The organism is Vibrio sp. J2-3(2022) (genome assembly GCF_021725735.1).
In the GTDB taxonomy this organism is placed as follows: domain Bacteria; phylum Pseudomonadota; class Gammaproteobacteria; order Enterobacterales; family Vibrionaceae; genus Vibrio; species Vibrio diabolicus.
Window position 1 is genome coordinate 641,177 of record NZ_JAKKCK010000002.1, and the last position, 26,057, is coordinate 667,233.

24 protein-coding genes and 1 pseudogene are annotated in these 26,057 nt (G+C 44.8%); 5 read left to right on the forward strand and 20 right to left on the reverse strand.

Going from position 1 to position 26,057, the window contains the following annotated elements:
• Nucleotide 1 precedes the first annotated feature (1 nt).
• From L3V27_RS10945 to htpX, 6 genes are all read right to left on the reverse strand, one after another.
• Nucleotides 2-1,258: a cyclopropane-fatty-acyl-phospholipid synthase family protein gene (locus tag L3V27_RS10945; RefSeq protein ID WP_237311847.1), complete on the reverse strand. Its 1,257-nt coding sequence runs from the start codon at nt 1,256-1,258 to the stop codon at nt 2-4.
• Nucleotides 1,252-2,070, reverse strand: a complete 819-nt coding sequence (locus L3V27_RS10950) for a DUF1365 family protein (protein ID WP_237311848.1) — start codon at nt 2,068-2,070, stop codon at nt 1,252-1,254. Before L3V27_RS10950 ends, L3V27_RS10945 begins: the two co-directional genes overlap by 7 nt.
• A gap of 1 nt (nt 2,071) precedes the next feature.
• Entirely contained in the window at nt 2,072-3,382 is a 1,311-nt protein-coding gene (locus L3V27_RS10955; RefSeq protein ID WP_074191108.1) for an NAD(P)/FAD-dependent oxidoreductase, read from the reverse strand.
• Between the two features lie 12 nt (nt 3,383-3,394).
• Nucleotides 3,395-4,120 carry an SDR family oxidoreductase gene (locus L3V27_RS10960; protein WP_237311851.1) on the reverse strand — a complete coding sequence of 242 codons (726 nt, stop codon included), beginning with the start codon at nt 4,118-4,120 and terminating at the stop codon, nt 3,395-3,397.
• Complete coding sequence (locus L3V27_RS10965; protein ID WP_005390833.1) at nt 4,117-4,536, reverse strand: nuclear transport factor 2 family protein; 420 nt, start codon at nt 4,534-4,536, stop codon at nt 4,117-4,119. Before L3V27_RS10965 ends, L3V27_RS10960 begins: the two co-directional genes overlap by 4 nt.
• 224 nt (nt 4,537-4,760) lie before the next feature.
• Complete coding sequence (htpX, locus tag L3V27_RS10970; protein WP_005390832.1) at nt 4,761-5,630, reverse strand: protease HtpX; 870 nt, start codon at nt 5,628-5,630, stop codon at nt 4,761-4,763.
• 472 nt (nt 5,631-6,102) lie between these two features.
• Here htpX and L3V27_RS10975 point away from each other — a divergent pair, with 472 nt between their 5' ends.
• Nucleotides 6,103-6,306, forward strand: a complete 204-nt coding sequence (locus L3V27_RS10975) for a hypothetical protein (protein WP_162860661.1) — start codon at nt 6,103-6,105, stop codon at nt 6,304-6,306.
• 75 nt (nt 6,307-6,381) lie between these two features.
• Here L3V27_RS10975 and bioD read toward each other — a convergent pair whose 3' ends face one another.
• The 4 genes from bioD to bioB are packed head-to-tail and all read right to left on the reverse strand — an operon-like array spanning nt 6,382 to nt 10,061.
• The gene (gene bioD / locus L3V27_RS10980; protein ID WP_005390831.1) at nt 6,382-7,068 is read right to left on the reverse strand and encodes a dethiobiotin synthase; all 687 of its coding nucleotides are present in this window, start codon (nt 7,066-7,068) and stop codon (nt 6,382-6,384) included.
• The gene (bioC, locus tag L3V27_RS10985) at nt 7,065-7,871 is read right to left on the reverse strand and encodes a malonyl-ACP O-methyltransferase BioC (RefSeq protein ID WP_104971496.1); all 807 of its coding nucleotides are present in this window, start codon (nt 7,869-7,871) and stop codon (nt 7,065-7,067) included. Before bioC ends, bioD begins: the two co-directional genes overlap by 4 nt.
• Complete coding sequence (gene bioF, locus L3V27_RS10990; RefSeq protein ID WP_237311853.1) at nt 7,871-9,022, reverse strand: 8-amino-7-oxononanoate synthase; 1,152 nt, start codon at nt 9,020-9,022, stop codon at nt 7,871-7,873. Before bioF ends, bioC begins: the two co-directional genes overlap by 1 nt.
• The gene (gene bioB, locus L3V27_RS10995; RefSeq protein ID WP_005378222.1) at nt 9,009-10,061 is read right to left on the reverse strand and encodes a biotin synthase BioB; all 1,053 of its coding nucleotides are present in this window, start codon (nt 10,059-10,061) and stop codon (nt 9,009-9,011) included. Before bioB ends, bioF begins: the two co-directional genes overlap by 14 nt.
• A gap of 130 nt (nt 10,062-10,191) precedes the next feature.
• Here bioB and bioA point away from each other — a divergent pair, with 130 nt between their 5' ends.
• Nucleotides 10,192-11,472 carry an adenosylmethionine--8-amino-7-oxononanoate transaminase gene (gene bioA / locus L3V27_RS11000; RefSeq protein WP_237311855.1) on the forward strand — a complete coding sequence of 427 codons (1,281 nt, stop codon included), beginning with the start codon at nt 10,192-10,194 and terminating at the stop codon, nt 11,470-11,472.
• Nucleotides 11,473-11,541: 69 nt separating this feature from the next.
• Here the strand turns inward: bioA and L3V27_RS11005 are convergent.
• The 8 genes and pseudogenes from L3V27_RS11005 to lrp form a co-directional block, all read right to left on the reverse strand.
• Nucleotides 11,542-11,808 (reverse strand): annotated as a pseudogene (locus tag L3V27_RS11005) (DksA/TraR family C4-type zinc finger protein).
• Between the two features lie 138 nt (nt 11,809-11,946).
• On the reverse strand, nt 11,947-12,387 hold the full coding sequence (locus L3V27_RS11010) for a hypothetical protein (protein WP_012841959.1): 441 nt from the start codon (nt 12,385-12,387) through the stop codon (nt 11,947-11,949).
• On the reverse strand, nt 12,381-13,112 hold the full coding sequence (locus L3V27_RS11015; RefSeq protein WP_237311856.1) for an ATPase: 732 nt from the start codon (nt 13,110-13,112) through the stop codon (nt 12,381-12,383). Before L3V27_RS11015 ends, L3V27_RS11010 begins: the two co-directional genes overlap by 7 nt.
• A gap of 206 nt (nt 13,113-13,318) precedes the next feature.
• On the reverse strand, nt 13,319-14,626 hold the full coding sequence (gene serS, locus L3V27_RS11020; RefSeq protein ID WP_053807197.1) for a serine--tRNA ligase: 1,308 nt from the start codon (nt 14,624-14,626) through the stop codon (nt 13,319-13,321).
• A gap of 91 nt (nt 14,627-14,717) precedes the next feature.
• A complete protein-coding gene (locus L3V27_RS11025; protein ID WP_267135714.1) occupies nt 14,718-16,073 on the reverse strand; it encodes a replication-associated recombination protein A in 1,356 nt (451 codons plus the stop codon).
• Entirely contained in the window at nt 16,074-16,700 is a 627-nt protein-coding gene (gene lolA / locus L3V27_RS11030; RefSeq protein ID WP_012841960.1) for an outer membrane lipoprotein chaperone LolA, read from the reverse strand.
• A 74-nt stretch (nt 16,701-16,774) separates the two neighbouring features.
• The gene (locus L3V27_RS11035) at nt 16,775-19,819 is read right to left on the reverse strand and encodes a DNA translocase FtsK 4TM domain-containing protein (protein WP_237311860.1); all 3,045 of its coding nucleotides are present in this window, start codon (nt 19,817-19,819) and stop codon (nt 16,775-16,777) included.
• Between the two features lie 152 nt (nt 19,820-19,971).
• Nucleotides 19,972-20,466, reverse strand: coding sequence for a leucine-responsive transcriptional regulator Lrp (gene lrp / locus L3V27_RS11040; RefSeq protein WP_005378234.1), 495 nt, complete (start codon nt 20,464-20,466; stop codon nt 19,972-19,974).
• 156 nt (nt 20,467-20,622) lie between these two features.
• Here lrp and ald point away from each other — a divergent pair, with 156 nt between their 5' ends.
• On the forward strand, nt 20,623-21,747 hold the full coding sequence (gene ald / locus L3V27_RS11045; RefSeq protein WP_005378241.1) for an alanine dehydrogenase: 1,125 nt from the start codon (nt 20,623-20,625) through the stop codon (nt 21,745-21,747).
• Between the two features lie 91 nt (nt 21,748-21,838).
• Here the strand turns inward: ald and L3V27_RS11050 are convergent, their stop codons facing one another.
• Nucleotides 21,839-23,035 carry a methyltransferase gene (locus tag L3V27_RS11050; RefSeq protein ID WP_193447976.1) on the reverse strand — a complete coding sequence of 399 codons (1,197 nt, stop codon included), beginning with the start codon at nt 23,033-23,035 and terminating at the stop codon, nt 21,839-21,841.
• 53 nt (nt 23,036-23,088) lie between these two features.
• Nucleotides 23,089-24,063: an HTH-type transcriptional regulator CysB gene (cysB, locus tag L3V27_RS11055; protein WP_006742885.1), complete on the reverse strand. Its 975-nt coding sequence runs from the start codon at nt 24,061-24,063 to the stop codon at nt 23,089-23,091.
• Nucleotides 24,064-24,376: 313 nt separating this feature from the next.
• Here cysB and L3V27_RS11060 point away from each other — a divergent pair, with 313 nt between their 5' ends.
• Nucleotides 24,377-25,141, forward strand: coding sequence for a hypothetical protein (locus L3V27_RS11060; RefSeq protein ID WP_005390808.1), 765 nt, complete (start codon nt 24,377-24,379; stop codon nt 25,139-25,141).
• Between the two features lie 97 nt (nt 25,142-25,238).
• Nucleotides 25,239-26,009 carry a tRNA isopentenyl-2-thiomethyl-A-37 hydroxylase MiaE gene (locus tag L3V27_RS11065; protein ID WP_005390807.1) on the forward strand — a complete coding sequence of 257 codons (771 nt, stop codon included), beginning with the start codon at nt 25,239-25,241 and terminating at the stop codon, nt 26,007-26,009.
• Nucleotides 26,010-26,057 lie beyond the last annotated feature (48 nt).

Consider the following 26,057-nt stretch of genomic DNA (forward strand, 5'->3'; position numbering starts at 1 on the left):
TTTAAGGTCGCTGGAATGTCATGTGAACGGCACTGATACTTCGAGCTAAAAACCCACCTTCACAATAACTAAGGTAGTAGCGCCACATGCGGACAAAGCGGTCGTCATAACCGAGAGAGCGTACGTGATCTTCAGCTTGATTAAATCTAGAGTGCCACTCGCTCAAGGTTTTCGCATAGCCCAGACCAATATCAAATAAGTCTCTCACCACCAAGTCACTGTATTTGGTCGCAGCTTGAGTTAAAGATGTAACCGAAGGTAAGAACCCACCTGGAAAGATGTATTTCTGGATAAAGTCAACGTTGTTACTGTAGTAATCATAACGCTGGTCAGCGATAGTGATGGCTTGAATTGCCATTAAACCACCCGGCTTGAGTAATGATTGGCATTGCTTGATGTAGGAAGGCAAAAATTGTTTTCCAACCGCTTCGATCATTTCTATCGAGACTAACTTATCGTAGTGACCCGAAAGGTCTCGATAGTCTTGTTTTAATAGAGTGATCTTGTCGCCCAAATTTCGCTCTCTAATTTTTTGTTCAGCGTAAGCATGCTGCTCTTCAGAAATCGTCGTTGTCGTTACATGACAACCATATTGCTCTGCCATGTAAATGGCCATAGCCCCCCACCCTGTACCGATCTCAATCACTCGATCGGATGGTTGAAGCTCAAGTTGCTGGCACAAACGATCCATTTTGTTGATTTGCGCTTGTTCCAAAGTATCGTTGTCTTGCACATATAAGGCCGATGAGTACAGCATGTTGTCGTCTAAAAATGACTCGTACAAATTGTTGCCCAAGTCGTAATGCGCATGAATGTTTTTACGAGAGTTCTCTTGAGAATTGCGGTTGGTCCAATGACTGAACTTGTACAGTATTTTAGTCAGCCAACTTCCTTTCTCTTCAAGTTTATCTAGCGCTCGCATATTGAGAGCCATAAGTTTCATTAACGAGGTTAGATCCGGGCTGTCCCACCAACCATCCATATAAGCCTCACCCGCCGCAATGCTGCCACCTTGCAAGATTCGCGAGTAAAAGCCAGGATGCTTTACCTCAATCGTCGCCACAACAGGCTGACCGCTGTATTCACCGTTGGGCGCATTAAAGCGCTCGCTTCTTTCTGTCGTTTCCGTCTTAAAGCTTTCAATAACAGTTAAGCAGCCGATTTCCATTTTTTGCAGACATTGAAAAATAACTCCGCGAGCCGCCTTTTGTGTTGTCGTCAATTTGCGCGGCAATGTCATAGAACTGGTATTTAACATGCAGAATTCTCCTTGTGCTTTTTATTTTTTTTGTCTGTTTTTTTTGTGTCGGCTTCTATTTCGTCGTGTGTTGAATATTTAGGATGAGAATAAAAAGGCGCGCCTTTCACCCAAAGTTTTAATGCGTGCCAATAAATACCAACCATTACTTTTACCGTCTGTATTGGCGTAACGATCAAACACTTCAATAGGCTTTTGCTCGAAAACACTTGAGCTTTCATTGTCATCGTCGCATCAAAGTGCTTTTCGCTTTTGTGGCATTCAAGATGAATCCTTAACTTGTCCGTCAGTGGTTTAATCTTCCAATGATACTGTTGGTCAATTGGATTAAACGGAGAAACATGAAAGGCTTTCTCTTGTTCCCATCCAAAGTTTTCATCGTTTTGCTCAGCAGCGACTGCGTAGTAATGACGCTCGTTCCAAGGTGTATTGCTGACTTCAGCTAAGAGGTATTTCCATTCCCCTTCTTTGTTATAAACGTAGTAGAAATTCACCGGACTAAAATAAAGTCCTAAATAGCGTAAATGACAAACAGCGATGACTTTGCCGGTACAACGAACGCCTGTTAACTCTTCAATTTTGTCGTGTACGGCCACCTTTAAACAGCCCTCACCAACATAGTCACTGCGTTTAAAGCGTGCCCAATTCCACCAACGAGAGCCAAACCCCCAAACTTTTTCCTCTAGTTTTTTTAGCTCATCGACGTCAATAGCTGGCATAAACAATGAGTAGTTCAATTCATGTTTTATCGGCGTGAACCTGCGATGTCGAACGTTGCCAACAAACAACTGGCTGTTCATTTGGCTATCCATATCACGCTGCACCTTTTTCTAAGTTGACAGCAGTTTGAACGCGATATTTCTCTTCAAGCCCTTTCACTACGTCCAATGCGCTGCGAACGCCATCCTCATGGAAACCGTTGTACCAATAAGCGCCGCAGAACCAGGTATTGTTCAGCCCTTGCACCTCTTCTTTACGTTGCTGTGCAGCGATAGAGTCGGTGGAGAACACTGGATGGTGATAGGTAAACGTCCGTAATACTTTGCTCGGTTCGATCTGCTCAGTGCTATTTAGCGTGACACAGAATGTGTGCTCAGATTGAACATGTTGGAGAATATTCATGTTGTAAGTAAGCGAAGGGAGACGTTGCTGTTCATCTTCACTGCCCTCCAGTAGGTAGTTCCACGAAGCCCACGCCGCTTTACGCTTTGGAAGTAAACTCGTATCAGTGTGAAGCACCACTTCATTCGCTTGATAAGCCATATTACCCAGCACCTCTTGCTCGACTGGGCTAATGTCACCTAACATGTTCATCGCTTGATCACTGTGACAAGCAAAGATGACATCATCAAACCAGTGCATTTCACCGTTAACTTTTAAACCCACACCATTCTCACTACGGAGCACTTTTTCTACCGGACTATTGAGTCGAATTTTATCGATAAAACCTTGAGTCAAAGGTGGAATGTACTCACGAGAGCCACCTTTAATTACATACCATTGCGGTCTGTTAGTGACATCAAGCAATCCGTGATTTAAGAAAAAGCGAAGGAAAAACATCAGCGGAAATGCGCGCATGTCCGCTAGAGTCGAAGACCAAATTGCAGCGCCCATCGGCAAAATGTAGTTATCTGAAAAGAAAGTACTGAAGTTGTGCTCATCAAGAAACTCACCTAGCGTCTGAGAATGACTCGATTGTTTGCTAGCGACGCTTTTGGCAAGTTTGTTGAAACGAAGGATCTCGAAGATAAAACGATAGAACTTAGGATTAACCCAATTGCGCTTTTGAGCAAATAATGTCGACACGGTATGACCGTTATATTCCAAGCCATTGCCGTCGTTTCTTACGCTGAAGCTCATCTGGGTTGGCAATCCTTCGACACCAATCTCGTTCATCATTTTGATGAAATTAGGATAAGTGCGATCGTTGTAAACGATAAAGCCCGTATCAATCGCATATTCTTTACCATCGAGTTTTACATCCACCGTCGCGGTGTGCCCACCAATGTAATCGTTAGCTTCAAATACGGTGACATCGTGCTCTTTATGTAGATAGTAACCACACGTAAGGCCAGAAATTCCGGTTCCCACAATCGCTATCTTCTTTCTTCCTGCTGTTTTCATTTTTATTCCTTCTTATGACACGAGTTTAGCAGTTAGGCGAGCTTGCCAACTGTATGGAAGTAACGAGATAAAACGTAAAATACTGGTAAACCTCGCGGGGAAATAGATGTGAGTCTTGTTGGCAGCCAACTGTTTTCTGATAGAGTTCGAGGCTTGCCGCGTAGAAATAATCATCGGCATTTCGAAGTCATTTTTGTCAGTTAACGGGGTTTCCACAAAGCCTGGGAACACGGTCACCACTTGAATGCCCTTCTTCTTCAAATCAACAGCTAATGTGCGAGCAAAGTAGCTCACAGCAGCCTTAGAAGCGCCGTAGGCTTCAGCCCTTGGCAACGCAACTTCTGAAGCAATAGAACCCACGATAACGATGCGATGCCCTTTATCTAAGTGTGGTTGGCAACCTTCTACGCAGTTAGCAACACCAACGACGTTTACATTCATCACACGCGCCATGAGTTTCGCGTCAACCACACCGTTATCCATATACTCACAATCCCCTGCATTAAAAACCCAGGTACTCGGCGTGAAAGGCAAACTGGACAGCGCATGCTGAGTTTGTTCATGGTTTGTCACGTCAAACTGCAATGTATGGATATTAGAAGAAGCAGCCCCCAATTCAGCAAGAACGTCTTTGTTTCGCCCACAAGCAATAACGCTCCAATCAGAGTTCGCGTAATCTAAAGCCAGTTGCTTCCCTATTCCGGAGGTAGCGCCAGTGATTAAGATAGTATTGTTCATTGTCCTAACCTCTGCTTGATGGTTTTTACGACGGAGCCAAGTAAAGGTAAGTTTTCGTAAAGCATTTCTCCGAGATCAAAGTAATCTCGGTGATAAATAACTTGGCCTTCGCTGAATTTAAGATGCGACACACCATTAACGAGAATAGGTGCACCTTTTTGAAGTTTGGGATGCTGAAGATCCATGGTCCACGTTAGGAAGCCAGTATCTCCGACTTGTTGATGTTCGTGGATAACAAAGTCACAGCTTATGACGTTGGCATATAATGATGTGAAGTAATCTGAAAGTGCAGGCCACCCCTCTAAACGATGAGCAGCATCTTCAAAAACGACATCTTGGTGATATACGTCTTTAAGCAGATGTAAGTTCGCTTTATTCAGCTTTTGATAGATATTGCCAACAGACTGTATGTCCATGTGTTTACTCCTACATGCCCATCAAGTTGTACAAAATTATTATATGTACAAGATAGTTCATTCCTTAAAAGTTGTACAAAAATTATTTTGTATAACTTTGTTTCTGTAGGTAGATACGTGATGGATCTCGCAAGCGATCAATCGATCAAAAAAAAGGCTTGGTCAAAACCAAGCCTTTTCAGGAAATTAACGATTACTTTCGTGTGCGCTGTCAGTTTTTACAACTAGTATTGCTGACTACGTAACGCTGCAATACGTTTATCTAGCGGAGGGTGGCTCATCAGTAGCTCAGTCAATGACTGCTTGCCATTGATACCGAATGCCATCATTGTGCCATCAAGTTGAGATTCGTGACTCATCTTCAAACGTTCCAATGCCGCGATCATTTTCTCTTTACCAACTAAGTGAGCAGCACCTGCGTCGGCATGGAATTCGCGATGACGGCTGTACCACATGGTAATAAAGCTTGCTAAGAAACCAAACACTAGCTCAAGCACCATAGATACACCGAAGTAAACCATCATGTTTGTACCTTGACCTTCTTCATCATCGTTCGATGCCACAATATTGGCGATAAAACGGGATAGGAAGATAACAAACGTGTTCACAACGCCTTGCATCAATGTCATCGTGACCATGTCACCATTTGCAATATGGCTCACTTCGTGGGCCAGTACCGCTTCTGCTTCATCACGAGTCATATTATGTAAAAGGCCAGTGGAAACCGCGACAAGAGAGTCATCTCGCTTTGCACCCGTCGCGAATGCATTGATATCTGGTGAGTCATAAATAGCCACCGTTGGCATACCAATACCCGCTTGCTGAGCTTGACGACCCACAGTTTCGACTAACCAATGCTCAGTTTCGTTACGCGGACTTTCAATGACCATACCGCCAACCGAGCGCAGTGCCATGCCCTTTGACATCATCAACGAAATAAGTGCACCACCAAAACCAAATATGGCGGCCATAACTAGCAAACCAGAAAGACTGCCAGGTTGCATTCCAGTGGTAGCGTAAACAATATTCAGAACAACACTCAGCACTAGCACGACAGCTAGGTTAGTTGCTAGGAATAACATAATTCGCTTCATTACTTTTCTCCGAGGAAGCTTATCGTTTTTTTAAAACGGATTGTTATAAGGAACAGGTGGTAATCGCTGTAAAAGCCAATTCCGCTAAGTTTCATGCTCCGTGCGTTATAGATATAGTCTATCCGCGATAAAAACAAGGTTAAGCAATAAATTGCAACATTTGTTTTCGAGACTGAAAGATTATGTTCAAGCGATTTCTAGGCACGTGCTGATAAAAGCCATTACTTCCATTCATATTCATTCCTTTCCGTAATGAAAAGTACTTTGAATCGCACCTCATCTATCAATGGATGACCTTGATGTTAAATCTATCACCTCTAGGCAAGTTAGCTAGAAATATTTTACTAGACCAAAAACAGTATGTTAGCCCCGCTATAGACTTTGGTCTTATTGTGCGGCGACATGGACATGCTAGATTCAAGTGAGATGAACAAAACAGAGCCACTCTAAGTACATTAAAAAGGTACATTAGGTGAGCTCAAAACTTCCATGTATTGAGGGAAAAACCATGGTAGAAACTAACGACTATCAAATGGCTATTGATTTACTACGTTGTCATCTAGGCATCTCAGAGGATGAGGCGAAGCAACAACTTGGTATTTCAACCGATCATCATATGTCTCAGCGTGTTGCAGAAACTCAGCAAGCATTGATGGGGCTTAGCCAAGATAAGTAATCTGATGTTATAGATTACACCAATAAAAAAGGGCTGCATTACGCAGCCCTTTGGTTTTTAGTATTTTAAACACAATCAGTCAGTATTTAGCAAAGGCTCGACATTAATGTACTTGCCCAGCTCTTTGCGCTTAGCACTTGGAATGTATGGGATTTCGCCAAGCTTAGGCGCACCGATACGCGCTTCAAGCATCTCGATAATATCAGCATAGTGCTCGGTGCCAGGGTTAACTCGGTTTGCCACCCAACCAACAAGATTCAAGCCATCCGCTTTAATACTCTCAGCCGTGAGTAAAGCATGGCTCAAACAACCTAATTTAATACCAACCACCAAGACCACGGGTAACTGCTCTGCTTGTACCCAAGTAGATAAACAGTCGGTATCTGACACAGGCACACGCCAACCACCAGCGCCCTCAACGAGAACGACATCAGCTTGCTGCTTGTGTTGAGCCAGCTTTTCACTGAGGAGTTCGTATTTTATTTCGACATGTTCATGTTTTGCCGCGATGTGAGGAGAAGCTGGCAATTCTAAAGCGTATGGATTCACATCATCATAAGCGACATCAAGTGTCGCGGCCGCTTGTAAATGTAAGGCGTCAGAGTTACGCCATCCAGCTTCAGTCTTATCACTCCCTGCTGCCACTGGTTTATAACCAATAGTGTTTAGTCCTTTTGCTGCCAACGCTTGCAAAATGGCTTTAGACGCTACCGTTTTTCCTACATCAGTATCCGTACCAGCAATAAAAAAAGCATCAATCATAGATGTATTACTCCAAAACAAACCTGATAACTTGCAGGTAGAAGACCTTGATCATTTTTAAACGCTTGGTACTCATGCTCAACTTGCAACAAAGTCTCTCGACTGGTTAAACCATGTGAGCGCCCGCTTACATGATTTGCACCTATACCTTTGAGGTCACGCATAACTGAAAATGCTGAGTCGTACCAAACTGTGATGGTGGTCAAGTCTAGTTGATGGTTGTCACATCGAGATTGCGCTAACGCAATTTTTACCTGATTGAGCGATAGAAAGTTATTGACGTGTTGATATGCATCAATTTTTTTCCATGATGCACGCAACTCGCACAGTGACCCTTCAGCTAGGGTAGAAAAAGCCGCCTTCCCATTAGCTTTTAGTACACGACGAACTTCTCTCAGGGGGTAACTTAAATCGGCACACCATTGCAAAGCCAAGCTAGAGAATACGTAGTCGAAGATTGTATCGTCGAAAGGCAAGTTTTCTGCGTCGGCTAGCACATAATTCATTCGCTCATGGCCACAGCGCACCATAGCTTTGCTTAACATCTCTTGAGAGATGTCCACACAAAACACTTCAGCGCCGCGCTCTTGAAGAAGTTGAGAAAAATAGCCCGTACCACATCCTAAATCCAAAACACGTCTATGAGTTAAGTCATTCGGAAGTTTGTCTAGTAAGCGATGGCCGACATCACGCTGGAAAGCGGCATGTTTGTCGTACGTGTTAGCTGCTTTACTAAAGGAAGCGGCGATCGCTTGTTTATTAGGCAGTAAGCAATCCAACTTCATTTGCTCTGCATTATCCATTACTGCGTTCCTAATGCTTGCTTCAATGCCATTGAAAGCGTTTTAACTTGTTCGTTAGTGTGATTAGCAGTGAGTGTGATTCGCAGACGAGACGTCCCTTTCGGAACTGTTGGAGGACGAATAGCAGTAACCCAAATACCGTTTTGGCGACAAGCACCTGCTACTCGCAAAGCCAAATCAGATTCACCAATCACAAACGGCTTAATCGAAGTTTGAGTCTCAACAAAGCCCTCAACGTCGCTGAGGCTATCTCGATACACTTCACTTAACTCTGTGAGCTTTTCACGTCGCCAAGACTGTTCTTGAACCATCGAGACAGCATGCGTGAGCGCATAGGCTTGTGCCGGAGGCATCGCCGTGGAATACACATGGTGACGAGCAAACTGAGTTAAAAAGTCCCCCGTTGCGTGGTCACATAAAATAGCCGCGCCAGACATACCAAACGCTTTGCCGAAAGTAACGATCAGTATCTCAGGCTTAACCGCCGCTAATTCACATGAGCCACCGCCAGATTCCCCTAGAACACCGATACCATGAGCGTCGTCTACAGCAAGCCATGCATCATGATTACCGGTGACGTCAGCGATATCAGCAAGTGGGGCACAATCCCCGTCCATGCTGAATACCCCTTCAGTCACAACTAGATGGTTGTCTTCGCTATTAATCAGCGACTTCAGGTGTTCGATGTCATTGTGCTTGAAGCGCTTCATCTTAGCTGGTGACAACGCCCCCGCTTCCATTAGTGAGGCATGGTTCAAACGGTCTTGGATCAATACGTCTGATTTTTCTAACAAGGTGAACAACAAGGCTTGATTAGCACTGAATCCAGAGCCAAACAGAATTGCTCTGTCGTAGCCCAGCCATTCGGTCAGTGCGGCTTCTAAATTGCTGTGCGCGGCACTAAAACCTGTGACCATTGGAGACGCGCCGCTACCGCTGCCGTATACACTCAAGCCTTGCTGCCAAGCACGAACGAGCGCTTGGTCATTGGCCAAGCCTAAATAATCATTACTTGAGAAGTTGATGTAGCGTCTGCCTTCGTGTTCCAAAACGGACTGGTTACCGGCAAACACCACATTCATAGAACGATTCAACCCTTGCGTCTTACGCTCAGCAAGGGCGGACTCGATACGAGATTTAAACGCTGGCATCGTAGAAAAGGTCGTCTTTTGTCGGACGAGCAGCAACGCGCTCTACGACGCGATCGAGTAACTCGTTTTCTTCGATTTCATCAGGTTTTTGAGACACCTCTTGGCTGTTAATACCGAGCTTGTTGAACAGCATCATGTCTTTGTCTTCTGAAGGGTTTGGCGTGGTCAGAAGCTTGCAGCCGTAGAAGACGGAGTTTGCACCCGCCATAAAACACAGCGCTTGCATTTGTTCGTTCATATTTTCACGGCCAGCGGATAAACGAACGGCTGATTGAGGCATCATGATTCGTGCAATCGCAATCAGGCGAATGAAATCGAATGGCTCAACATCATCCACTTCTTCCAGTGGTGTGCCCTTTACCTTCACGAGCATGTTGATTGGAACGCTTTCAGGGTGTACCGGTAAGTTCGCCAATTCAACCAACAGACCAGCTCGGTCGTTAGCACTTTCACCCATGCCGATAATGCCACCGGAACAGATCTTCATGCCAGCATCACGTACGTGAGACAAAGTATCTAAACGGTCTTGGTAAGTACGTGTGGTAATGATGTTGCCGTAAAACTCAGGTGAGGTATCTAGGTTGTGGTTGTAGTAATCCAGACCAGCAGTTGCCAATTGCTTTGCTTGATCTGGCGTCAGCATGCCTAATGTCATACACGTTTCTAAACCCATGCCCTTCACGCCTTTGATCATGTCGGTCAAATGCGGCATGTCACGCTCTTTCGGGTTTTTCCATGCTGCACCCATACAGAATCGAGTAGAACCAGCATTTTTGGCTTTTTGCGCAGCATCGAGTACGCGTTCTACTTCCATCAAACGCTCTTTCTCGATGTCTGTGGTGTAACGAGCACTCTGAGGACAGTACTTACAATCTTCTGGACAAGCACCGGTCTTAATCGACAGAAGCGTGCTTACTTGAACATGGTTGGTTTGTTGATATTGACGATGTACAAGCTGCGCTTCGAATAGGAGATCCATGAATGGTTTTTCCATGAGATCGCGCACTTCAGCATGCGTCCAGTTATGACGAACTTCCACGTGTATTCCTTTAGTCACTTTTGTTGTTGTGTTGACAGTCTACTGACTCTCGATAAACTGTCAACACAACACAAAACAACAAAGTTTACACTTGTTTATTTTTTAATCTTAATTATTATTGGAATCGCACATGGATCTCGCCTTCGACCGCCAGCATATCTGGCATCCTTACACTTCGACATTAACACCTCTGACCTGCTACCCAGTAGAATCAGCAAGTGGTGTTCACATTAAATTGGAAGACGGTACTGAGCTTGTCGATGGCATGTCTTCTTGGTGGTCGACAATCCACGGCTATAATCATCCGCACTTAAATCAAGCGGCTCACCAGCAAATCGATCAGGTCTCTCATGTGATGTTTGGCGGGATTACCCATCAGCCAGCAATCAATTTGTGTAAGAAGTTGCTGTCCTTAGCACCAAGTAATCTTGAACATGTATTCCTTGCCGATTCAGGCTCCGTTGCCGTAGAAGTCAGCTTAAAAATGGCACTGCAATATTGGCATGCAAAAGGCGAACGCCGACCGAAGTTTCTTACTTTGCGACACGGTTATCACGGCGATACGTTTGCGGCGATGTCGGTTACCGATCCTGACAACTCAATGCACTCTCTCTACAAAGGCTTTTTGCCTGAGCATATCTTTGCGGAGTCACCAACTTGTGGTTATTGGGATAAATGGAAGCCAGAAGACCTTACCGACTTCGAGCACAAGATTGAAACGCACCATCAAGAACTTGCTGCGGTGATCCTTGAGCCTATCGTTCAAGGCGCAGGTGGCATGCGTATCTACCATCCCGAATTTCTCAAAGGCGTGCGTAGACTTTGCGACAAATACGGTTTGTTATTGATTGCAGATGAGATCGCTACCGGTTTTGGACGCACAGGCAAATTGTTTGCCTGCGAACATGCAGATATTCAACCAGACATTCTGTGTGTCGGGAAAGCACTCACTGGCGGCTACATGACCCTCTCTGCGACCCTCGCGAGCAAACACGTAGCAGACACTGTTTGTGGTGGTGATGCTGGTTGTTTTATGCACGGTCCAACTTTTATGGGGAATCCACTCGCTTGTGCTGTAGCTACTGCAAGTTTGGAATTGATCGAGCAAGGTGATTGGAAGCAACAAACCCAACAAATTGAAACGCTGTTTTCTGAGTTACTACCAAAACTTGAAGAATACGACTTGGTGAAAAACACCCGTTGGTTGGGTGCTATTGGCGTAGTGGAGACGCATCGACCTGTGAATATGGAAACCATCCAGGCTCTCTTTGTTGAGCACGGTGTTTGGATTCGTCCATTTGGCAAACTGATTTATATGATGCCGCCGTTCATCAGCAAGCCGGAAGATATTGAAAAGTTAGTGAATGCGATTGATGCTGCGTTACAACGCAAAGACTGCTTCGCTTCATAGTTCAATTCAACATGAAAACGGTTTGAGTATGAGACTCAAACCGTCTCGTTATTTATTAGAGCAGTAAAGCTATCGAAGTTGACTGTCTTTACTCGCTCGTCGATTAAATAATACTTGGCGTTGAGAGACCAATTCGATAGTTGACTGACATGCGATACACAAACGAGCGCCTTTCATTGCAAGACGACGCGCTTCCGGAATCTCATCACCACATTCATCGCAGTAATGGGCGCTCTAACCCTTTGTGATACTGCCACGAACACGGGAAATTTCGTCGTCTATTGTGTTTTGAATTTCTTGGCTGACGCTATCGTCGTTTGCCCACCCTACGGCCACAAGCCCTCCTCGTTACTTGAATGAGAAAAATCTACTTACCGTGTTAAGGTGGATGACTATATCGCCTACAAATAACAAGATAATTAGGGTAAATTCGAAAACACTATTACGATTTGGTAATAATCACTCTGTAATCGATTATTCGGCACTCTCATGGAAAAGCAATGCAAGGTTACTCATACTCCCTTCCTCACATTCAAAATACTGCGTTTGCTCAGGCTCTCTCAAAGTAACACTGAGTATCTTCTCTGCCTCATTAAACTCCTCACTAAAGTACTCACTGACTAATATGACGCGCTCACCAATACTAAATTCCAAAGACTTCTCATCTACCAACGCTCGATGATAATGTTCAACACGATAATCTTGAGGTTTTATCCGCTGTAAAACAGAGCTTTGATTCTCAATGGACTCATTAAAGATAATCCCACCTTTGCCTTGCTCTATAAAAATACTAAAGTTCATAGTTTGGTTCACTGAGCATTCAAAGACTTTTCTGGGCGAGGTGTTAGCAACAGCAAACGTGCTCATCATCGCAACACTTAAACCCAAAGTGACCGCCAATCGTTTCATTACCATTCAGCCAACACTGTAAATAGCGCTTGTTCAGACATACGGGTTAATACATATCCGTGTGAAGATGAATACGAGCCACTGAGTACACTATTCTCTTTCTCAATAACGATATCCTCGATGCCGTCAGCGTTGTAATCACCTTTTGCGGTAACGGTAATAACCTGAAAGCCATCAGTCGAATCGTAATACTCTGCTCTGACTTCACTGATGACCTGAGTTCTTTGGATATGGTCTGCTTCATCCCACGTTGATAGTGTCTTTGCTTTCTCTGCACTTTCGTCAGAAATAACAAAAGCAAGTGCACTTGGAGCGAAATTAGGAAAGGTATCGTCTAACTTAAAGTCTGATATAAATGAACGCTTAGAGGCAGCTAACTTTGCCATCTCACTCCATGTTTGGCACTGAGTTAAATATGCTTTAAACGCGCCGTATTCATAGGCTTTTGCCGCAGTAAAGCCCGTAGAGTTTGCCGTAGCTAAGTCTTGGCAATTAGATACTAGTTTTTCTTCATCAGATGCACGTTTCAATTCAAGTTCATAGCCCCAATCGAGTGAGTTACGAAGTTGCATATTTTCTTTGGAAGGTTGCGCTATTTCGCGCGCGAAAAAGCGATCGGTTCGCTCACTATCTAAGTATTGAGGCTGAATAAGTTCACTTGCGATAACACTCTTACTAACGAGCAAAGTAAGCGCAAAAATAATAAGCAATGAAAGATGATTTACTGGCATAACGTTTAACAACAAGGGCAAATGATGCCATTAGCTTGTCACGTGAAAAACCGTTTAGAAAAATATCATTTGTCTCGTACTGCCAGATTCTGGGCGAGCTCTTCACTATTGCGTGTGCTAATTACATAACAACGTATTTTCACTCGACGCAAATAACAAAAAACCCAGCACTGAAGCTGGGTTTTGGTGTTCTAGTGGTTAATGAATTAACCGATGTGCGTTGCGCCCCCCATGTACTTCTGAAGTACTGCAGGGATTGCAATACGGCCATCTGCTTCTTGGTTGTTTTCTAGGATAGCAACCATGGTGCGACCAACTGCTAGACCAGAACCGTTTAGCGTGTGTACAAGCTCAGGTTTCTTCTCGCCTTTACGACGGAAACGCGCTTGCATACGACGAGCTTGGAAGTCCCACATGTTAGAACATGAAGAGATTTCACGGTAAGTTTCTTGAGCAGGAACCCAAACTTCTAGGTCGTAAGTTTTACGAGCGCCGAAGCCCATGTCACCTGTACAAAGAACCACTTTACGGTAAGGAAGCTCTAGAAGTTGTAGAACTTTCTCAGCGTGACCTGTTAGCTCTTCTAGCGCATTCATTGAATCTTCTGGCTTAGTGATTTGTACTAGCTCAACTTTGTCGAACTGGTGCATACGAATCAGACCACGAGTATCACGACCATAAGAACCTGCTTCAGAACGGAAACATGGCGTGTGAGCTGTCATCTTAATTGGTAGATCCGCTTCGTCAGAAATCGTGTCACGAACTAGGTTCGTTACAGGTACTTCTGCCGTAGGAATTAGCGACAGTTTACGTGGTTCTTCGTCGTTTACTTTTTCCGCTAGAGGCTCTGTGTGGAAAAGGTCTTTACCGAACTTAGGAAGCTGACCAGTACCGAATAGGCTGTCAGAGTTTACTAGGTAAGGTACGTACATTTCTGTGTAGCCGTGTTCTTCTGTGTGAAGATCTAGCATGAACTGAGCGATTGCACGGTGTAGACGAGCAAATTGGCCTTTCATCACGATGAAACGTGCGCCAGTGATCTTAACTGCACTTGCGAAGTCTAGACCGCCACCCATTTCACCTAGGTCAACGTGATCTTTCAGTTCGAAGTCGTAAGTCTTTGGTTCACCCCAACGAGAGATTTCAACGTTGTCGTTCTCGTCTTTGCCATCTGGCACTTCATCTGCCGGGATGTTTGGTACAGAAAGCGTGAATTCGTCTAGTTGAGCCATTACTTGCTCAAGTTCAACTTTCTTCGCATCAAGATCGCTACCTAGAGTACCGATTTGTTTCTTGATCTCTTCTGCGCCTTCTTTGTCGCCAGCCGCCATTTTTTGGCCGATTTGTTTGGAGATGGAGTTACGCGTGGATTGTAAATTTTCTACTTCTACTTGAATGGACTTACGTTGTTCTTCAAGTTTACGAATAGTCTCTACGTCTAGCTTAAAGCCACGACGCGCCAGTTTAGCAGCTGTTTCATCCAGCTCTGTACGAAGTAATTTAGAATCCAGCATTGTTAATCCTATGCTTTTTGTTGTGAAATCACGCGCACTTTCCAAGCGTACGCGTTAAAAAAATTTACTGAACAAATGTATCCAAAAACGCCTACTTTTCATAGCGCTTTTGTTGGCTATTTGCGTCTAATTTAGCCAAGTAATCTAACTTTTCGCCGATTTTGGTTTCTAGACCGCGATTTGTTGGCTGATAATACTTACGATCTGCCATTTCTGGTGGCAAATATTGCTCACCGGCTGCATAGGCACCCGGCTCATCGTGAGCATAACGATACTCTGCCCCATACCCCATGTCTTTCATCAAACTGGTAGGTGCATTTCGAAGGTGATGCGGCACTTCATATTCAGGTAAGTTATGAGCATCTGTGAGCGCTTGTTTCCAAGCAACGTAAACCGCATTACTCTTTGGAGCGCACGCGAGATAAACAATAGCTTGAGCAATCGCACGCTCACCTTCTGCTGGACCAACGCGTGTAAAACAGTCCCACGCGGAGAGTGCAACTTGCATGGCTCTAGGGTCCGCGTTGCCAACATCTTCCGATGCTATCGCAAGTAATCGGCGAACGATGTAGAGCGGATCACAACCTGCAGCGATCATACGTGCAGCCCAATACAAAGCGGCGTCTGGATTTGAACCACGAATGGATTTGTGAACTGCAGAGATTAAGTCGTACCAGATATCACCTTTGTTATCGAAGCGAGAGACCTTTTCTCCCGCCACTTCCGCAAGCAACTTAAGCGTGATTTCTTTTTCACCCTGCGCGTTGTCTTCTGCCATATCGTATAGCAGCTCAAGGTAGTTAAGAGACATGCGAGCATCACCGTTAACTAGCTCTGCTAAGCGATCTAGTACGTTATCGGCGAAATGTGCTGGTATATTCCCCAAGCCGCGCTCTTTGTCGTTAATCGCTTGATCAAGCGCCAGCGATATTTCGCTCTGACCAAGAGAAGTCAACTTGTAAACGCGAGCACGCGAGAGTAATGCGTTGTTTAACTCAAACGAAGGGTTCTCTGTGGTCGCACCGATAAACGTAACCGTACCGTCTTCAATATGCGGTAAAAACGCATCTTGCTGTGATTTGTTAAAGCGATGCACCTCATCCACGAATAAGATAGTGCGACGACCTGCCATTTTGTTCTCACGCGCTTTGTCGATCGCAGCTCGGATCTCTTTAACGCCAGACGTCACCGCAGATACACGCTCAACTTCGGCGTTGGCATAGTTTGCTGCCACTTCCGCTAATGTCGTTTTGCCTGTGCCTGGTGGTCCCCACAAAATCATCGAGTGAATGTGTCCAGCCTCTAGCGCTCGGCGTAGGGGTTTACCCGGACCTAAAATATGCTGCTGTCCAATATACTGTTCGATAGTTTGTGGTCTCATACGAGCAGCAAGGGGACGAAAATCTTCGTCCCCTGAGAAATCTAACGTGTAATTACTCACTACCAATTAATTCCTTTGGTCATCCACTTCCACGCCATCTGGAATTGTGAATGTAAATCTGTCTACCTTTGGTTTACCAAGCTTAACATTACTAAAAGTAAACAGCCCTTTCTGACCATCTTGCTCAATGACGTTAAAGCCTTTCACTACGCCTTTTGCATCAATATTAATCTGGAATTGGCCTTGAGTAGAGTCAATTGCCGTTGGAATGAGCGTAAACTCATTACCTTTCTGAGAAATCTTATAGTTATCCCAATCGCTTGCTCTATTGCGAGTTAACAGCACAAATGGTGTTTGCTCGGTCGCTTGCTCTTGCCAGTAAATGCTTACTTGTTCAATGAATGGGCTGTAATACCACAACGTCTTACCGTCAGATACTAAAAGGTTTTCATCTGGGAAAGTCGTACTCCAACGGAACAAACTTGGACGAGCGATTTCAACCGTGCCCTCACCTTCCATTACCGTTTCACCTTCAGGGCTGATCACTTGCTGGGAGAAATCGGCACTGAAACCCTCGTTCATTGCGAGACGTTTATTGAGTTCATCTTTTGGAGATGCTGCATTCGCAGCTGAGAAGAAAGAAACGCTTAAAACTAGCGCTGAGAAAAGTTTCGCTGAAAATCGTTTTTTCATTCAGATACCTATCAGAGGGTCAAAGACCTAAAGTTACTCACCTCAGTTGGACTGAAGTGAGTAAAACAAGTTCATTAATCTTTTGGCGGCGCAGGAGCTAAAACTTCGCGGTTACCGTTGTGACCCGGTGCACTCACGATACCTTGCGCTTCGAGTTGCTCAACAATACGGGCGGCACGGTTGTAACCGATCTTAAATCGACGCTGTACGCCAGAAACAGAGCCTCGACGTGACTGAACTACGTGCTCAACGACTTGATCGAAGAGTGGATCCACATCTTCATCCGCTTCCATTTGCTCACCTGGCAATAAGCTTTCTGGACTTTGATCTCCGCTGATGATCTCTTCAATGTAGTTCGGTTTACCACGCGCTTTCCAGTTGTTTACAACCGCATGAACATCGTCATCTGATGCAAACGCACCATGAACACGGGTCGTATGGCTAGAGCCTGGTGGTAAGTACAACATGTCACCCATACCAAGCAGTGATTCTGCACCGCCTTGATCTAGGATTGTACGAGAGTCCGTTTTAGTCGATACCGTAAACGCAACACGAGTTGGAATATTCGCTTTAATCAGACCCGTGATAACATCCACCGATGGACGTTGAGTCGCAAGAATTAGATGAATACCTGCCGCACGCGCCTTTTGTGCCAAGCGTGCAATCAGTTCTTCTACCTTCTTACCCACCACCATCATCAGGTCAGCAAATTCATCGACAACAACAACGATATACGGCAGTTTTTCTAGCAATGGCGGTTCCGTATCCATACTGTCGCCTTCTTGCCAGAATGGGTCATGAATTGGGTGGCCTGCTTCTGCTGCCATCTTCAACTTCTCGTTAAAGCCTTTCACATTACGAACGCCCAATGCCGACATCAACTTATAACGACGTTCCATCTCACCCACACACCAACGTAGAGCGTTTGATGCGTCTTTCATATCAGTCACAACTTCAGAAAGAAGATGAGGGATACCTTCGTAAATAGAAAGCTCTAGCATTTTCGGGTCAATCATGATGAAGCGCACATCTTCTGGACCTGCTTTATATAGCATGCTCAAAATCATCACGTTCACACCCACCGACTTACCAGAGCCAGTTGTACCTGCTACTAGCACGTGAGGCATCTTCGCGAGATCGGCCACAACAGCTTCGCCCGCAATGTCTTGACCTAACACAACCGTTGTTGGTGACGTTGCTTGCTCAAACTGAGGACTACTGATTACATCAGATAAATAGACCGTCTGACGACTCATGTTTGGCAGTTCCAAACCGATGTAAGGCTTGCCAGGGATTACTTCTACAACACGTACAGCCATTGCAGACAATGCACGCGCTAAGTCAGTTGAAAGACCAGAAATACGGCTTACTTTTACCCCCGGAGCCAAATCAAGCTCGAAGCGAGTGATCACTGGACCAGGATAAATCCCCACCACGTCGGCTTTGATTTTGTAGTCCGCTAGCTTGCTCTCAACCAATCGAGCGACCTGCTCTAGAGCATCTCGGTCGATAAAGTTTTCGCGTTTTTCTGGATGGTAAAGCAACTCGAGCGTTGGAAGTGGCTCTTCTGGAACAGGCAAGTTTTCTTCTTTCTGTACCAAGAATGGGTTCTGTGTCGCTGCTACTTTGGCTTGCGCACTAGAAACCATGTCTTGGAATGCCGCTACATCTTCGTCACCGTCTTGAACCTCCGCTTTTTGAAGTGCAGGTTCAAATGTTGTTGAAGGTGTTGCCACTTGCTGATGAGGTGTTGCTGGAGCTGGCTGTACTTGTTGTACAGACTGTGACTCCACTTCGTCTTCATCGTCTAACACGTCAAAATCAGAGATCGTAGGTTCAATGTGTTGACTCGATTCTGTTTGCTCCGTGATGCTATCTAGCGCAGCGGAATCAATTACAGGCTCTTCATGCACAGGATGCTCAATACTTGGCTGCTGTACTTGCTCTGCTTCAAATTGTTCGTACTCTGCATAATCTGGTTCAACACTGATCGGTTCTTCTGTAGCTGTATGTTGCTCTACATAGGAAGAGTAAGTATCTGCAAATGATGGGGCTACCTGTTCTTCAGTTCCCCAGTCATCTGCTTGTTGCGCTGCAGCTTCAAGCTCTTCTATCGTGACATTCAGCTGCTTGGTACGCTCCAGAAGCGGGTCAACGTTATCAGTATTCACCGCATGGACAGGTTGCGTTTGGTGCTCAGGTTGAGCATAAACTGGCGCAGCATTAACCGTAGCCTTGCGTTGTGGTGGCGTTGGTTCCACCATCATTTGTTCCGCTGGCTTCTCAGGTTTAGCTTGCGGCATATAAATAGGATACTCATGTGCAGGCGCCGATTCTTTCGGCTCATCGACATCGAACGCCGTTAAATGAGGAAGCGGCTCATCATCAATGTCATGGTCTACGTTATGTCTAGGCGTAGAGACTTTATCTTCCACGAACTCATCTAGCTGAGGTTCTAAAACTTCTTGCTCAGAGCCTCTTATCTTATTTGCAAGCGCCGCAATTAGCGCTAATGCACGATCTCCAAGCCACTCAACGATGTTAAGCCATGAGATGCCAGTAAAGAGAGTAAAACCCGCTCCCCATAAGAACAGCAGTACCAATGTCGTGCCAAGTACATTCAATGTAGGTAAAGCTAGGCTAGACAACACGTCCCCGACGACACCACCGGACGAGAAATACCAAATATCATCAAAATTAATATCGGCTAGACCACAGCTAGTCATTATAAGGACGACAAGGCCGAGTAACCTCGTACCCCATAACATGAAATCAATTGGCTCATCTTCTCCTCGTTTACGGCAAATCACCCATGCAGCCGCAGCTAGCAAGAAAGGGATGGGATAAGCGAGAGAGCCAAATGTGAAGAATAGTGTGTCCGCAAGCCAAGCGCCGAAAAGGCCACCAGCATTATCGATCTCCCCTCCCCATGCGGTTTGGGACCAGGAAGGATCGGCCGGACTGAAGGTAAATAGTGCAACCGCAAGCAATACCGAGCTAAGAACGCCAACGATAAAGCAGCACTCTTTTAAGCGTTGGAAGCCATTTAAGCGTGAAGACTGGGGCTCTTCACTGGTTTTGATAATGGTTTCGACTTTCTTTGCGTTCTCTTTGAACATAAATCAACTTGAATATGGAAATGAAATAGGAATTTGCAAAACATTCCGAGCGGCATCAAGCCGCTCGGTAAATTGATTTAACCATATCAAAGAGAAAAACCCAATTACTCTCTGGCGAAAGCGGAAGCATATACCGCTTTCTTTGCAAGAAATTAACGAGTTTTGATCACAAGCTGGTTAGATTGTTTCACTTCTTCCATTACAACGTATGTGCGAGTGTCATTTACGCCAGGTAGACGTAGTAACGTATCGCCCAATAGTCGGCGGTAAGCACCCATATCTGATACACGGGTTTTAAGAAGATAGTCAAAGTCACCTGATACAAGATGACACTCTTGTATGTCGTCTAGCTTTTGAACAGCTGAGTTAAACTGCTCAAATACATCCGGCGCACCACGGTTTAGTGTAATCTCAACGAATACTAATAGTGACGCATCCAGGAACTGCGGATTCAATAATGCAGTGTATCCTGTGATGTAACCCTGACGCTCTAAGCGACGTACACGCTCCAAACATGGCGTTGGAGAAAGTCCCACACGTTTTGAAAGCTCAACGTTTGAAATACGACCGTCTTTCTGCAGTTCATTAAGAATGTTGCGGTCGATACGGTCTAGTTCCTTGGACGGCTTTTTATAGTTGTCTGCCATTTTTTATTCCACCTTATTACTTCCTTGCAAAAAAATATACTACAACTTTTTAATATTTGGTGCCAAATTTTACAAATCTATAACTATACTAGTTATTAATTCGACAATAACACCCTACAAACAGTTAATACAACCATTATAGAAAGAGGATACAGGATGATCATTGGCGTACCTAAGGAAATCAAGAACCACGAATATCGTGTTGGTATGATCCCAGCAAGCGTGAGAGAACTCATCTCACATGGTCACCAAGTTTTAGTTGAGACCAATGCAGGTGCCGGCATTGGTTTTTCAGACGATGATTACATCGCTGTCGGCGCATCCATTCTCCCTCATGCTGCAGACGTATTCGCGCAAGCAGACATGATTGTAAAAGTAAAAGAACCCCAAGCAGTAGAGAGAGCAATGCTCCGCGAAGGGCAAATTTTATTTACTTATTTACACCTAGCACCAGATTTTCCACAAACTGATGAGCTAATCAAGAGCAAAGCTGTCTGTATAGCCTATGAGACTGTAACAGATAATATGGGTCGTTTGCCACTGTTAGCACCAATGTCAGAAGTGGCAGGTCGGATGTCTATCCAAGCTGGCGCGCAAACATTGGAAAAATCACACGGCGGTCGTGGTCTGCTCCTAGGCGGCGTACCTGGTGTTGAGCCAGCGAAAGTCGTCATCGTTGGTGGTGGTGTTGTTGGTGCAAACGCAGCTCGTATGGCTGTTGGTCTTCGCGCTGACGTAACCATTCTAGACCGCAACGTAGATACACTTCGTAAGCTTGACGAAGAATTCCAAGGTCGCGCTAAAGTGGTTTATTCTACTGAAGACGCTATCGAGAAGCATGTTCTAGAAGCTGACCTTGTTATCGGTGCAGTTCTAATTCCTGGAGCAGCAGCGCCTAAGCTGGTAACAAAAGAGCACATTGCTAAGATGAAACCTGGTGCGGCAGTGGTTGACGTGGCTATTGACCAAGGTGGCTGTTTCGAGACATCTCACGCAACAACCCACGCAGATCCAACTTACATCGTGGATGAAGTGGTTCACTACTGCGTAGCAAATATGCCTGGTGCGGTTGCACGTACTTCAACTTTCGCATTGAACAATGCAACACTCCCTTACATTGTGAAACTCGCAAACAAAGGCTACCGTGAGGCACTTCTAGAAGACAAAGGCTTCCTTGAAGGTCTAAACGTTATTCACGGAAAAGTAACATGTAAAGAAGTAGCAGAAAGCTTTGACTTGGAATACGTTGAACCAACTCAAGCTATCGCTATGTTCAATTAATGACAAAATAAAACCAATTTGTCACGTTTTGTTTACAAAAGCCCACGCATAAGTGGGCTTTTCATATAGAGCGTTTAGCTATAAAAAATAACTAATTCTTATATGCGCAAATTAAAATATTTCTAGGTGTAACTGATTTAGGGCAAAACTCTGACAATCTAACACGATAACCACGTTCTTCAAGATAAAGTGCTTTGTCCAATGCGAGCCAGATCTCCAATGGACGTTGAAAAACCAGTTGCACTAAGCTCATTCTCTCCATTTGCCAGAAGCGTTGTTCGCTTAACTTTTCAAAATGATCGAAATCGATTTCTTGAGAAAGAACGATACCTTTCTGCTCCGCCGCCCAGCGACACAAAGATTCAAAGCCTTCACTTAATTGCGACTTCCGAATACTGGGGACAGGTTGGTACTCTGCCATGCCTAACGCTCGTCGAGTAATCAAATCGAAGCCAAGACGAAACACCATTTCCTGCTGACGATGGCGACGTACACGCTCTCCCCCTGTCACCGTTTGCTGTAACGGGATACGCAGTTCTTGCTTAGACAATGAGAGAGAAGAAGCCCTCCCCGGTTTCGACATCGGCTGGTATTGTTCCGACTGAATCAAGTGATAACAACAAGGTGAGATGGTCATCGCAGCAATCCCATTCTCACTGCCGTACTGCATTAGACGAACATGGAGGTCACCACACGCATGCAGTGCCACCGCGTGTTGCGTCGGTTTAAACACCGCTCTCGCTTTGCTATCGAACGCATCGCCTTGAATAAACGTCATCTTCCAATGGTGTTCATTCGCCGCTTGTTGCCCTGAATCACACAGTGCTTGTTGATATTCGAAACTGGTCACAGGCTGATCGGTTTGTGTTGCCAGGATTCGTCCTAAATAACCTTTCCCTGAACACCACTCTAACCATTCTTCGCCACAGTGTTGTTGAATTGCAGCTTCACCCATCGAACTGATTTGCTCCAGCTTACGTCCGGGAATGCCGTTGTCTAAGCCACGAGCGAGTGCCAAACCATTTAAGGTTAAAGACTCTAAACGCGTGTGATAAGCGAGTTGTTCGAGTTGAGGCACGAACGCGCTTATCGCTTTTAAGGCGAGTTCAGGTTCCGCTTTATACTCTTCGATTTGAGAGGGAGAAAGAGACACTAACCACTGGCACAACTGAGGGTGTTGCTCTTGCCAAGGTAATGAGATGTGGATGCTACTTTTAAATGGTTCAAACCGCCATAGCGATTCGTTTTCCAATAAGCAGTCATTAATAAATTGAAATTGCGTTTTCATAACTCCCCCTACAACGAGCGCATTGTAGAGGGAATCGAAACATCAATGAAGTGTTATCTCACCGGGAGCTCGATGTCTTTAAACATCTCTTCGATTTCTGCATTAGATTTCAACGAAATCGCCTGCTCTACCACTGGGCGAGTTAAATGAGGAGCAAAGCGTTCCATAAAATCGAACATGTATGAGCGCAGGAATGTGCCGCGACGGAAGCCAATACTTGTCGTACTAGCCCCGAATAAATGGCTCGCATCTATTGCGACTAAATCGCTGTCCTGCTCTTCATCCACAGCCATGCTCGCAATCACACCAACACCAATACCCATGCGAACATACGTTTTAATAACGTCCGCATCAGTTGCAGTGAACACCACTCTCGGGGTTAAACCTTCACGATTAAATGCGGTATCTAACTCTGAACGGCCCGTAAAACCAAACACATAAGTGACCAATGGATAAGCGGCAAGATCGCTGATCGTTACCTTATCTTTCTTCGCTAATGGATGATCTTTAGGCACGACAATTGAACGGTTCCAGTGATAACAAGGCAGCATGATGGCATCTTGATATAAGTGAAGCGCTTCTGTCGCAATCGCAAAGTTCGCCGTACCTTTAGCAATTGCCTCAGACATTTGTGACGGCGTACCTTGATGCATGTGTAATGACACTTTTGGGTAGCGAGAAGTGAAACCTTTGATGACATCCGGCAAAGCATAACGCGCTTGCGTATGTGTCGTGGTGATATTCAGCGTCCCCATTTCTGGGTGGGTGTGCTCCCCTGCTACAGCTTTGATACTTTCTACACGAGCGAGAATTTCTTGAGAGATACGTACAATTTCTTCACCAGCAGGTGTCACCTGTGTTAAGTGCTTACCGCTACGTTCAAAAATCTGAATGCCTAACTCATCTTCCAGCAACCGAACCTGCTTACTGATACCTGGCTGAGAGGTATACAAGCTTTCTGCCGTCGCGGATACATTCAGATTATGGTTTACAACCTCAACAATATACTTCAGCTGCTGCAGTTTCATCGTAATCCCTTACTTGTTCATGAGATAATTTATTGGCCACTCGGACGAGCGATATAATAATTAGTTATAACGCGTTCAAATCGAAATGAACAGTAATTTCTAACTTATACCTCAATCACATACTGATAATCCTCAACATAGAAACAATATGCACAAAGTTGAGCCAATAAATGACTGAAGTTCTATGATGTGACTTCTATCAGTAGCTAAAACGTGGGAGAGACAAAATAATCAAACAAATAGGGTGCCGAGTAAGATAAGATTCATGTATTCTTTAACGCTAGCCGTAGAAAAGTAAAGCAGACGCAAAGATATGAATATTGGTTTAATAATCGCTTTGGTAGCCATCCTACTGGTGTTGATCCTAGGCTATAACATTATGTTGCAGTATAAGGTCAAGGTAGAGACTGCGAAAAGACAGGAGTCCGCACGCTATGTTGCCTTGATTGATGGCACTGAAGAGTTGATTGGTCATGCGCACCATATCCCTTTTAGCAAGGAGCTGTTGCTATGTCTAAACAATCGTATTCTTGACGCGCTAGAAAGCATGCATGAGCTTGACCCGAAGAATAAGCAGCTTGCTCAACGTATCGAAAACATGAAGCAACAGATTGATCAACTGAAAGAGAATGGTCCCACTGGCGAGAGTACCACGTTCAAAATGCCAAGCAGTGATAAACAAGCCATCGTCATGCTTAAGTTGGTGAAGCGCCTTCGCGATACTATCCGTAACGAACACAATAAAGGCCGTATCGACACCCAGACTTATGTCGCTGAAAATGCGCGTTTAGAAACGATGCAGATTCGTATCAACATCGAAAACGTCATTAAAAGAGCAAATGACTCAATCGCTCGAGGTCAACCTGGCACAGCACTTCAACTGCTACGCAAAGGTATCGATGCATTGAGTACAAAGAGCGATCCCTACTCGATTCAAGCGAAACAGAAGCTTGAAGACATGTTGGGCGACCTAGATAAAAAACGCCAAGATAAAAGTGATGCCGAAATGCAGCAGATCGCCGATAAAGAGCGCGACAATGACATGGAAGCACTCTTCGGCGAGAAGAAAAAGTGGTAACATTCACTTAAGGTCAATAAAGGCTGCAATCGCAGCCTTTTTTCTATCCGTAAGATAGCGGATATGCCCAATTAGAATGTGAAGTACTAAAACTAAAATGATGAATCTAGACGCCTATCAAGATCTTCTTGCTCCCATTAACCAATTTCTGCAATGCAGCACACCTGATGAATGGGTAGAGGAAGCAAAGAAACCAGAAAACCTTCAAACCATTTTATTAGACCACCTAATGTGTGAGCTAAAAGCTGGCCAATCTGCGATGTTTTTAATTCGTAAGTATGCCGTTGACCAATCCAGTTCACATGCTCTGCTTGACTGGTTTAAACCCTATGAAGATTTTGCTTATCGCAATGTAGGCTCACTAGAAACTTTAAAAGGTAAGAGCAATATTTCCAAAGCGATCATGGCTAAGTCAAACTCACCGTACAGCCAAGATTTGATCGATAAAATGGTGCTTTTGATTAAAGAGGAGTTACACCACTTTTATCAAGTTTTAGAGATCATGGAAAGTCGTGGAATTGAGTATAAAAATATTCCAGCAAGTCGCTATGCTAAAGGGCTCATTTCGCATATGAAGACTCATGAACCGGAAACGCTGATCGATAAGCTCATCATTGGTGCGTACATCGAAGCCCGATCTTGTGAGCGTTTTGCCAAACTAGCACCACATATGGATGACGATATCGCAAAATTCTACGTTTCTTTACTGCGCTCAGAAGCACGCCACTATCAAGATTATCTTGTATTGGCAGAGCAAATCGCGGGCAAAGACATCAGCGAACGCATAGCCTATTTTGGTCGAGTTGAGGCGGATTTAATTTCTACGCCAGATACAGATTTTAAGTTCCATAGTGGTATTCCAGCCTAGCGAGCATATTCTCCCAAGATTGAGCATGCTCTGAACTTATTTATATAG

Coding starts and splice junctions, on each gene's coding strand:
- L3V27_RS10945 (WP_237311847.1), bottom strand. CDS start 1,258: ATGTTAAATACCAGTTCTATGACATTGCCGCGCAAATTGACGACAACA.
- L3V27_RS10950 (WP_237311848.1), bottom strand. CDS start 2,070: ATGGATAGCCAAATGAACAGCCAGTTGTTTGTTGGCAACGTTCGACAT.
- L3V27_RS10955 (WP_074191108.1), bottom strand. CDS start 3,382: ATGAAAACAGCAGGAAGAAAGAAGATAGCGATTGTGGGAACCGGAATT.
- L3V27_RS10960 (WP_237311851.1), bottom strand. CDS start 4,120: ATGAACAATACTATCTTAATCACTGGCGCTACCTCCGGAATAGGGAAG.
- L3V27_RS10965 (WP_005390833.1), bottom strand. CDS start 4,536: ATGGACATACAGTCTGTTGGCAATATCTATCAAAAGCTGAATAAAGCG.
- htpX (WP_005390832.1), bottom strand. CDS start 5,630: ATGAAGCGAATTATGTTATTCCTAGCAACTAACCTAGCTGTCGTGCTA.
- bioD (WP_005390831.1), bottom strand. CDS start 7,068: ATGATTGATGCTTTTTTTATTGCTGGTACGGATACTGATGTAGGAAAA.
- bioC (WP_104971496.1), bottom strand. CDS start 7,871: ATGGATAATGCAGAGCAAATGAAGTTGGATTGCTTACTGCCTAATAAA.
- bioF (WP_237311853.1), bottom strand. CDS start 9,022: ATGCCAGCGTTTAAATCTCGTATCGAGTCCGCCCTTGCTGAGCGTAAG.
- bioA (WP_237311855.1), top strand. CDS start 10,192: ATGGATCTCGCCTTCGACCGCCAGCATATCTGGCATCCTTACACTTCG.
- L3V27_RS11010 (WP_012841959.1), bottom strand. CDS start 12,387: ATGGTAATGAAACGATTGGCGGTCACTTTGGGTTTAAGTGTTGCGATG.
- L3V27_RS11015 (WP_237311856.1), bottom strand. CDS start 13,112: ATGCCAGTAAATCATCTTTCATTGCTTATTATTTTTGCGCTTACTTTG.
- serS (WP_053807197.1), bottom strand. CDS start 14,626: ATGCTGGATTCTAAATTACTTCGTACAGAGCTGGATGAAACAGCTGCT.
- lolA (WP_012841960.1), bottom strand. CDS start 16,700: ATGAAAAAACGATTTTCAGCGAAACTTTTCTCAGCGCTAGTTTTAAGC.
- L3V27_RS11035 (WP_237311860.1), bottom strand. CDS start 19,819: ATGTTCAAAGAGAACGCAAAGAAAGTCGAAACCATTATCAAAACCAGT.
- lrp (WP_005378234.1), bottom strand. CDS start 20,466: ATGGCAGACAACTATAAAAAGCCGTCCAAGGAACTAGACCGTATCGAC.
- ald (WP_005378241.1), top strand. CDS start 20,623: ATGATCATTGGCGTACCTAAGGAAATCAAGAACCACGAATATCGTGTT.
- L3V27_RS11050 (WP_193447976.1), bottom strand. CDS start 23,035: ATGAAAACGCAATTTCAATTTATTAATGACTGCTTATTGGAAAACGAA.
- cysB (WP_006742885.1), bottom strand. CDS start 24,063: ATGAAACTGCAGCAGCTGAAGTATATTGTTGAGGTTGTAAACCATAAT.
- L3V27_RS11060 (WP_005390808.1), top strand. CDS start 24,377: ATGAATATTGGTTTAATAATCGCTTTGGTAGCCATCCTACTGGTGTTG.
- L3V27_RS11065 (WP_005390807.1), top strand. CDS start 25,239: ATGATGAATCTAGACGCCTATCAAGATCTTCTTGCTCCCATTAACCAA.